Genomic DNA, 9,517 nt, shown 5'->3' with positions numbered 1-9,517 from the left:
CAGCAGCAATTCGTACCGACGCCGACGCCCGCGCCGATCGAGGCAAATAGCTATCGCTGATTATCCGGCGGCGAGCGCCCGGCGCATCACCTTGCCATTGGCCGTGCGCGGCAATGTTTCCACGAAGACGATTTCTCGCGGACGTTTATAGGCCGCCAGCCGTGTCTCGGCATGGGTGAGGATGGAGGCCGCGTCCGGCCTCGCTCCATCCTTCGGCACGACGAAAGCGGCGATGACGCTCACATCGTCCCGAACGTGCAGTTCCGTTACCGCGACTTCGGCAACGTCCGGATGGTCCGACAAGGCCGCTTCGACTTCCGCGGGCGAGACGCGATAGCCCATCGCATTCATCACATCGTCGGCGCGACCGTGATACCAGAGATAGCCGTCCTTATCGAAGGAGGCGAGGTCGCCGCCGATGAACCATTCTCCGCGATAAACCTCCGTCTCCTCTTCCGGCCGCTGCCAGTAGCCCAGCATCAGACCGGGATCGCTGCGGTGGACGGCGAGCAGTCCGGTCTTGCCGACGGGCAGGGGCTCGGTGCCTCCCTCGACCGGGAGCACCGCGACGCAGCGGCCCGGCTGCGGCTTGCCGGGGCTACCGGGTTTCACCTCCATACGCGGGCCCGTCGAGATATAGGTCGAGCATTCGCTCATGCCGAGCGCCTCGCAGAGCTTCTTTCCCGTCGCCGCATGCCACTGATCGAGCAGCGCGGGCGACAGCGCCTCGCCGGCGGTCAACCCGTGACGCAGAGCGGAGAGATCGTGCTGGCCGAGATCGCAATATTTGAGGATCTGGCGATAGAGCGTCGGCACGGCGGCAAAGAGCGTCGCCCGCGTCCGCTCGAGGAGCTTCGGCCAGACCTGCACGTCTTTCGGCCCGATATAGAGAACGGTCGTCGCCCCGTTCGCCCAAGGGTCGGTCAGCCCGACGCCGAGCGTATAGGTCCAGTTGAAGGCGCCGGCATGCAGCACGACGTCGTCCGGTCCGATGCCATACCAGCCCTGATACATTGGCCGCCGTCCCCATGCGCTGCGTTGCGCATGCAAAACGCCCTTGGGCTTCCCGCTCGTGCCCGATGTGTAGACCAGGAACGCCGGATCATTCGCCTCCGTATCGGCATAGTCGCCAAGCGGCGGATGCGCCTTCAGCCGGGCAAGCATGACGGCATCGATGATGCGGGCCTTGCCGGCATGGATTTCCATGTCGCCCGCAATTGCGACAGCAGCGGCATGCGAATCCTTCAGAAGAAAATCCGCCTCTGTTTCGGTGAGCTGCGAAGAAGAGGGCAAAGGCACCAGCCCTGCGGCAATGGCGCCAAAGAAGAGCAGAGCATAATCGCTCGTGTTCGGCATACGGATCATCAACCGCTCGCCGGGCCTGAACCCTTCGGAGAAAAGCCCCGCAGCAATCCGCCGCACCGCGTCGTCGAGCGCGCCATAGCTCCAGTGCTCGGCCTCCGCCAGAGGCGCCTCCGCATCGGAAACGACGATCAGCGCCGTCTTGGCCGGCGTCTCGACGGCGGCGCGTGCAAGGCAGTAGCGCGCCATGTTGAAGCGCACCGGGCAAGCCTCGCCGGAATAGCCCCGGGCGATTTTGGGAGCGAGAAGCGACATGGAAGCTTTGTAGGGGCGGAGCGGTGGCGAGGCAAGTACGAGCGACAAGGCAGCCCCTACGTCACTTCATGCGGCGTTTACGCCCGTCCCGCCAGCGGCTAAAAGACTCCCAACAAAGAGGCAAATCAAAGGGAGCCGGGACATGGGTAGCGGGCCGCTGAATGGCGTGAAGATCGTTGAATTCGCAGGCATCGGGCCGGGACCCTTTTGCGGCATGTTGCTCGCGGACATGGGGGCCGATGTGGTCCGCATCGACCGCAAGGGCGCGCGCGGCGGCTCGAAATACGAGATTGCCAGCCGCGGCAAGCGTTCGATCGCGCTCGACCTCAAGAAGCCGGAAGCCGTCGAGACGGCGCTGAAGCTGATCGAGAAAGCCGACATTCTGCAGGAAGGCTTCCGTCCCGGCGTCATGGAACGCCTGGGCCTCGGTCCCGAGGTCTGCTTGAAGCGCAATCCGAAGCTCGTTTACGGGCGCATGACGGGGTGGGGCCAGACCGGCCCGATGGCGATGGCCGCTGGCCACGATATCAACTACATCTCGCTGACCGGCGCGCTCCACGCGATCGGCCGTCCCGGCGAGAAGCCCGTTCCGCCTCTCAACCTCGTCGGCGATTTCGGCGGCGGTGCGCTCTATCTGGCCATGGGCATGCTCGCGGCGCTGGTCGAGGCGAACAAGTCCGGCAAGGGACAGGTCGTCGATGCGGCCATGACCGACGGCGCGACCTCGTTGATGTCGATGTTCTTCGGCTTCACCGCCGCCGGCATCTGGCAGGAACCGCATGGCACCAACATGCTCGATGGCGGCGCGCATTTCTACGACACCTACGAGACGAAGGACGGCAAGTGGATTTCGATCGGTTCGATCGAGCCGCAGTTCTACGCGATCCTGCGCGAGAAGGCCGGCCTCACGGAGGACATCTGGAGCCACCAGATGGATCGTTCGAAATGGCCCGAGATGAAGACGAAGATCGAAGCGGTTTTCAGGACGAAGACGCGCGATGAATGGTGCGCGATCATGGAAGGCACCGACATCTGCTTCGCGCCGGTGCTCTCGATCGCCGAAGCCAAGGATCATCCGCATAACAAGGCGCGCGAGACGATCGTCGAGATCGACGGCGTTGCCCAGCCGAATATCGCGCCCCGCTTCTCACGCACCGTCTCGAAGATTCAGGGGCCCGTCGCCGAGAACGGCGCGCATACGCTCGAAGTTCTGAAGGACTGGGGCTTTGCCGCGGGCGAGGTCGACGCGCTGAAGAAGGCTGAAGCGATTTGAGCGCATTGCCAGGGACGACGGGCCGGCGGCGCATCTATCTGATGCGTCACGGTCATGTCGATTATTTCGGCCGCGAGATTCAGGCCGCAAGCGGCGATACCAAGGTCGTGCCGCTGACGCCGCTCGGCCAGGATCAGGCGGACGCAGCAGGTCGCGCCCTGTCGCATGTGCGCTTCGACCGGGCGATCTGCTCGGGCGTGCCGCGCACGAAACAGACCGCCGAACGGGTGCTTGCCGGCCAGGCGGAAGGCCCGGTCCCTGCACTTGAGATCGAGGCGGACCTCATCGAAATCCATGGCGGGCATTTCGGCGAGGTAAAAAGCCGCGCCGAACTCGCCGCCAAAATGGCCTATCACTTCGAGCTGGCGGGCGAACCCGGCGCGACCATGCTCGAACATGGAGAGGTTTTTGCCGATGCCGAGTGTCGCGCCATTGGCGCTGTGCAGCGCCTCCTCGCGGAGCCCGGCTGGCATACAATACTCATTGCGGCGCATGAGGGCATCAACCGGCTGATCCTCGGCTGGGCGGCGCTCGGCGCGAAGGGAAGCGGGCTGAAGGCCGTGCAGGCCTTCGAGCAGGACCCAGCCTGCATCAATGTCGTCGACTTCGACATGGTGCCGAAGGCAGATGGCAGCATCGGCACGGAAATCCAGCGCGCCATCATCAAGGCCGTCAACGTCACGCCCTATAATTACTTCAAGCACGGCATGAACATGACGAGCCTCGAAGCGATCTTCGCCAAGGACCCGCGCTAATTTCTCAGCGGATCATGTAGACCTTGCGCACCGTCTCGTGAACGGTGCAGACGCCTTTCCAGTCCTGCGGAAAGAACGCCGCGGTTCCCGGCACGATTTCGATCACGTCGCCGCTCTCATGCACATAGGTGCAGCGGCCCGACATGAAGTGACAGAACTCGTCGCGCGTGACATGGCACTCCCACTTGCCCGGCGTACAGACCCAGATGCCGGATTCGGAGCGGCCTTCCGGTCCTTTATAGATGACCCGCCCCGAGGTGCGCGACTGCCCTTCGATCATGGTCGGGATGACGCCCCAGTCGACGAGATCGTCGCGCGTTGCGACATCGCGCAGGCTCGGCGCGGTGGCGGCGAGGGTGTCAGACATTCGCGTGAACTCCTTTGACCAGACCGTCGAGAATGCGCGCGGCCTTTTGCGGGCCGTTCTGCGCCTGCATATGCGCGCTGGCGGCGGCGAGGCGCGCCTTCATTGCCGCATCGCCGATGCAGGCGCTGAGTTTCGCCGCCAGTTCGTCCTCGGTCCAGTTCTGACGATGCAGTTTGAATCCGTGGCCGGTTTCGTCGACCCGCGTTGCATTGTCGTGGCCGTCCCAGACATAGGGCATGATGATCGCCGGCTTGCCGAAATAAAGGCACTCGGTGAACGAGTTGTTGCCTCCGTGGTGAATGACGGCATCGACCAGCGGAATGACCGACGGCTGGGGGAACCAGCTGTCGACGATCACGTTCGGCGGCAGGGCATCGTACTGATCCTTGTACTCGCCAACATTGACCAGTGCACGATAGGGAAGCTTGCCAATCGTCGCGATCAGCCGCTTCAGCAGCGCCGTATCGCCCGAGCCGAGACTGCCGAAGCTCACATAGAGAAGCGGCTTATCGGTGTTCGCGGCGAAAACCGGAACCTCGTAAGGCGCTTCCGAGCGGACGCAGCCCTCAAGATACTGGAACTGTGCCGGCGGCAGCGGATGACGCCGGTGAAATTTCACCGCTTCGGGGTAAAGCAGCAGGTTCATGAAAGGCGAGGCTTCGAAGAACTGCCCGAGCGGATAAGCCGTTTCGTTGTTCGCGGCAAGAAAAGTGTTGAAGTCGTCATGGATCGGCTTGATGACCTCCTCAAAGCGCGCGCGGTAGGCCTCATGACAAGCCTTGTCCGTCTCGCCGCAGCCTGAAAGATGCGGTGGAATGTCCGGGTCCTCTATCTCGTTTTCTGAACACGAGATGATCCGGACCCACGGCTTGCCGAACTGCTTGATCGCCGGGAAGAGGATCACGTTGTCGACACAGATGAGATCCGGGTTCACCGTCGACAGCACACCGGGCAAATCCTTCTGCGCCCATTTTGCCGTCTCGACAATCGCCTCCCAGCAGTCGCGCACGTAATTGTCGATCTGCTCGTAAGGCGATTTGTTGAAGTTCGGAATGTGCCCGTTGATGAAATCGGTCCAGAATTTCGCCATCTGCTCCGGCGGCATCGGTTCTGAGAGGTTGACCGCATGCGCCTCGAAACCATAACCGCGATAGACATCGAGAAAGCCGGGATCGGAGAGAAAGACCGCCTTGTGACCAAGGGCCTGTACCGCCTGCGCGATACCGACGGAATTGAGGGCCGGCCCGTAGGCGGCTTCAGGAAAGAAGGCGATCGTTCGCGACATGGCGCCCCTTGCGTCTTTTGCACCGTCGAAGCCTACGACAAGGCCTGCACAAAAAACAACGGCGGGCGCTTCCACACCCGCCGTCCGAAGAATCTGGCCGCTCCTCAGAAGGTCATCGTGAATCCGACATTGACGATATCGGCATATGCATCGACCGTGCCCGACAAATTGCCACGATAGGCATCCGCATTGTTCGGGTCGTCGGTCGACTGCCGGATCGACGTTTTCGGCGCAAAAATATGCGTATAGGCCGCGTTGATCGTCGTCGCATCGGTGAGCTTGTAGCCGGCGCCAAGCGAGGCCCAATAGCGATCCGAGTCCGGAATGCGTGGCGTCCGCAATTCTGCATTGGGATCGACGCCTTCGTCATAGGCGACGCCCGCGCGCAGCGTCCACTTCTCCGTCGGTCTGTAGATCGCGCCGAGAGAAAGGAACCAGCTGTTGCGCCAGCCCTCTGTGGTGACGACCGGCGCCTGGTTGGGATTGTCGAAAGTGACCGTCAGGTCCTGGAAACGGCTCCAGCGCGTCCAGTCCGCTTCGGCGGCAAGCGTCCATTCCGGTGAGAGGTCGTGTTGGACGCCGATCATGACCATCTCCGGCGTCGTTATCGAAGCCTGGCCGCCCGTGTTGACGAGCTGCCTTTGTCCGATGAGGCCGGAGAGATCGGAGAGGTTCTGTCCCTCCGGACTCAGGTCGAAATAGGCGTTACCCGAGAGGTCGACCTGCATCTTCGATCGAAAGCCGATGCCAATCCGCGTGTCCGGTCGCGGCAGGAGCATCGCGCCCAACGTGTAGCCATAGGCCCAGTCGGAGCCTTTGACGGTCACGTAACTGTCCTGCGAGGGATCGCCGGGATTGTATCCAGGCAGGGGAACACCGAGAGAGGTCGCGCCAATGGTACCGATATCGAGCGCGTTGGAGAGGCGCGCATCGAAATACATGACCCGGACGCCGCCGCCGATGGCAAGCCAATCCGTGGGTTTCCACGCCAGCATTGGATCGAATTCGACGGACCGCACGCGCGAGCCGAGGGCCTGGTAACGGCCGATCCACCCCGGATCGTCACTGCCGGTCGTGAACCCATAGGGTGCATTGACCGAGAGGCCTGCCACCCAATCGGGCGCGAACTGCCAGGATGCCGTGAAAGCGGGTACGTAGCCTGTGTGAATGAGATTTCCGCCGTCGCCGCCGGTCACCGGCGCGCCGGTATTCGTACTCGCGCTTTGCGGCGAAAACGAAACGTCGCCCGTCACCACTGAAAACCCGCTGGAGATCTGCACGCCTGGATAGAGCGCAAGCGCCGCCGGATTGAAATAGGCAGCACTGTTGTCCTCGCCGCCCGCCGCCGAGCCCGCATAGGCGGTGCCTTGCGAGGCGGTTGATTGTTCGTGGACGGAGAAACCAGCGGCCTCGACGTCGTGAGAAACGAAAGCCATCACGACGACACTTCCCGCTGCCACGCAGCGCCTCCAACCCATCTTTTCCATTGAATTCCCGCACTCGAAACAAGGATATCGGAGCCGGCCCGGCCGCCCCCGTTTGCCGACCTAAACACGAGACTTCGCAATCGGTTCCATTTACCTGGTGCGGAAAAATCCAACTTCAATATGGAAAAAAGCGAAAGGGCCGGTGTTGTCGAGCTCACTTCGGTTCGTCGATCCACCAGGTTGCACTTCGGTATCCGTAGAGAGAGCTTCTGGCTGGCACTTTTACCCGATTCCATAGCGCCACCCATTGCGAGGGCGAGTAGAAAAGCGGAATGACATAATTCCCGGAAAGAAGAACCCGGTCGAGCGCACGGGCCGCGCTGATGAAATCCTCTTTCGTCCTCGCCGCGAGAAGTGCCGAAATCATCGCATCGACGGCCTTGCTCTTTATCCCGATGAAATTGTAGCTGCCCGGCGCGTCCGCCGCTTCCGATCCCCAGCGAAAGCTCTGCTCGTTTCCTGGTGAGAGCGAACTCGTCCAGGAAAAGAAGATCATGTCGTAATCGTAGGCGTCGAGCCGCCCCTGATATTGGCTCGAGTCGACGTTTCGCACCTGAACGTCGATGCCGGCCCGGCGCGCCATGTTCGCATAGACGAGTGCAAGTCTCTCGTCCGCGGGAGTCGCCACCAGAATTTCAAAGCCGAGCGGCGTGCCACTCTCGGCATTGACGACCCGGCCGTCCGCGATCCTGTAGCCGGCCTCTCGCAGCAGCGACAATGCCTTCACACGATTGGCCCGGTTCTGGCCCGTTCCATCGCTCACTGGCGGCTGATAGCCATGCGACATGATTTCCGGTGTAACGGCATCGGGGTAGGGCGCAAGCAGCGCGCGCTCATGCAAGCCGGCCGGCCGCTTTGCGGAGGAGAGCTCAGAGTTGTCGAAATAACTCTGTATACGTCTGTAAACCCCGTGATAGAGCGATTTGTTTGCCCATTCGAAATCGAAGAGATAGGTCAACGCCACGCGGACGCGCCGGTCGGCGAAGGCGGGCCGCCTTATATTGAAGACCATCGCCTTCATGCCGGACGGCAATGCAGTCTCGAAATCCATCTTGCGAACACGCCCGTCGCGCACCGCAGGAAAATCATACTCCGTCACCCAGCGGCCAGGATCCTCTTCCGGGCGGACATCGTAGAGCCCGGCCTTGAATGCCTCGAATGAAGCATTGCTATCGCGGTAATAGTCGTAGACCAGATGCTCGATATTGTTCTGACCGCGGTTCACGGCGAGCCCGGCGCCCCAATAGGCGGGATCGCGCCGGTAGACGATCTTCTTGCCGGGCTTGATGCTCTCGACGACATAGGGACCGCTGCCGACCGACGTCTCCAGCGACGATTGATCGAAATTGCGCGCCTCATAAACATGCTTCGGAAAAATCGGCATCAAACCGAGGATGAGCGGCATTTCTCGATCCGCACTCTCTTCGCCCGGGTCGCGACGCAGAACAAATTTTACGCTCTGCGAATCCGGCCGCTCGATGCGGACGACCTTGTCGTAATAGCTCTTGTAGTTAGGACGTCCTTTGTCGCGCAGCGTCTCCAGCGAAAAGATCACGTCGTCGACGGTGACTGGCGTGCCATCCGAAAACCGGGCTTCTGGTCTCAGCCGAAAGGTGACCCAGCTCCGGTCCGGCGGCGTATCGATTGTTTCGGCAATAAGGCCATAAAGCGAGAACGCCTCGTCGTAGCCCCTCGCCATCAGGCTTTCGAAGACATATTCGCGCAAGCCGATGGCCGGCGTGCCGCGCACGATGAAAGGGTTAAGGCTGTCGAATCCGCCAATCGCACCGAAGCGGATCGTTCCCCCCCGAGGGGCGTCCGGATTTACATATTCGAAGGAGGTAAAGCCGGGTGGGTAGGCCGGATCGCCATGCATGGCAATGGCCGGACGGGGTTCCGCATGGGCAAGCAGGGGGACGAGAACCCCCACGATCACGGCCAGAACCCCCGCATATGCTCCGCCTGACATCCGATCTCCCGTACCGTGTGCCCCGTTTTTAATCAGCCTAGAAAAATCGAGGGCGGTTAAAGGTTACCGCGATTTAATGCGCCGTTTACGCGCGACTTCGGGCTATCGGAGCAAAGCCGGATATCTATAATCGCGCGCGACTCGAGGATGAGCCGCAAGCCGGGCTGTTTATAGCCTTAGAAAAGGATGTTCTTCATGTTTTTCCGTCGTGTGGCGCTTGGCGCCTTGCTCCTGGCCCTCGGTACGCCGCTGGCGCCGGCGCTGGCGGCCGATGCCGCCAAACCCGCGGCACCTGCCGCGTCGGAACCCAAGCCCGAAATCAAGAAGTACGGGAGCTGGGCAACGCGCTGCGAAGTCAGCCCGAAGGATCCCAAGCAGAAGGAATGCTTCGCCTTCGTCGATGTACGGATCGAGGACGGCAAACAGCGCGTACTCTATTTCGGCGTCGGCTATATTCCGAAGAAGACGGACGGCAGCATGTTCGTCTTCGCCATTGTGCCGCTCGGAACCGTTCTCCCGGCCGGGCTCGGCGTCAACGTCGACAACAGCCCGAAACCGAAATTCGGCGGACCGTACATCTTCTGCATTCCGCTCGGCTGCCAGGCGGAAATGCCGCTTTCGGCTGAAAATCTGAAAGCCTTGAAGGGCGGCAAGGAAATGGAAGTGCTGTTCAAGCACGCCGCCAAGGGCGACATCAAGGTGCCGGTGAAGCTCGACGGCTTCGGCGCCGCGATCGCAGCCCTGCCGAAGCCTAAGGCCTAATC

At 61.7% G+C, this 9,517-nt stretch carries 8 protein-coding genes; 3 read left to right on the top strand and 5 right to left on the bottom strand.

What is annotated here, in order from left to right; genetic code table 11:
* Positions 1-60: 60 nt before the first annotated feature.
* The gene (locus VMR03_RS01480) at positions 61-1,617 is read right to left on the bottom strand and encodes an acyl-CoA synthetase (protein ID WP_325401565.1); all 1,557 of its coding nucleotides are present in this window, start codon (positions 1,615-1,617) and stop codon (positions 61-63) included.
* Between the two features lie 142 nt (positions 1,618-1,759).
* Between VMR03_RS01480 and VMR03_RS01475 the strand changes: the two genes are divergently transcribed.
* Together VMR03_RS01475 and VMR03_RS01470 are read left to right on the top strand one after the other, a co-directional pair.
* Positions 1,760-2,890, top strand: coding sequence for a CaiB/BaiF CoA-transferase family protein (locus VMR03_RS01475; RefSeq protein ID WP_325401563.1), 1,131 nt, complete (start codon positions 1,760-1,762; stop codon positions 2,888-2,890).
* On the top strand, positions 2,887-3,645 hold the full coding sequence (locus VMR03_RS01470; RefSeq protein ID WP_325401561.1) for a histidine phosphatase family protein: 759 nt from the start codon (positions 2,887-2,889) through the stop codon (positions 3,643-3,645). The genes VMR03_RS01475 and VMR03_RS01470 overlap by 4 nt, the downstream gene beginning before the upstream one ends.
* 4 nt (positions 3,646-3,649) lie before the next feature.
* Here VMR03_RS01470 and VMR03_RS01465 read toward each other — a convergent pair whose 3' ends face one another.
* From VMR03_RS01465 to VMR03_RS01450, 4 genes are all read right to left on the bottom strand, one after another.
* The gene (locus VMR03_RS01465) at positions 3,650-4,012 is read right to left on the bottom strand and encodes a cupin domain-containing protein (RefSeq protein ID WP_325401559.1); all 363 of its coding nucleotides are present in this window, start codon (positions 4,010-4,012) and stop codon (positions 3,650-3,652) included.
* Positions 4,005-5,297: a glycosyltransferase gene (locus VMR03_RS01460; RefSeq protein ID WP_325401557.1), complete on the bottom strand. Its 1,293-nt coding sequence runs from the start codon at positions 5,295-5,297 to the stop codon at positions 4,005-4,007. Before VMR03_RS01460 ends, VMR03_RS01465 begins: the two co-directional genes overlap by 8 nt.
* 104 nt (positions 5,298-5,401) lie before the next feature.
* Complete coding sequence (locus VMR03_RS01455; RefSeq protein WP_325401555.1) at positions 5,402-6,757, bottom strand: OmpP1/FadL family transporter; 1,356 nt, start codon at positions 6,755-6,757, stop codon at positions 5,402-5,404.
* Between the two features lie 181 nt (positions 6,758-6,938).
* Entirely contained in the window at positions 6,939-8,753 is a 1,815-nt protein-coding gene (locus VMR03_RS01450; RefSeq protein WP_325401553.1) for an extracellular solute-binding protein, read from the bottom strand.
* Positions 8,754-8,948: 195 nt separating this feature from the next.
* Here VMR03_RS01450 and VMR03_RS01445 point away from each other — a divergent pair, with 195 nt between their 5' ends.
* Positions 8,949-9,515 (top strand): invasion associated locus B family protein, encoded by a 567-nt coding sequence (locus VMR03_RS01445; protein WP_325401551.1) that lies wholly within the window; start codon positions 8,949-8,951, stop codon positions 9,513-9,515.
* Positions 9,516-9,517 lie beyond the last annotated feature (2 nt).

This window comes from Parvibaculum sp. (genome assembly GCF_035511255.1).
GTDB lineage: Bacteria > Pseudomonadota > Alphaproteobacteria > Parvibaculales > Parvibaculaceae > Parvibaculum.
This window is presented reverse-complemented; position numbering and strand designations above follow the sequence as displayed.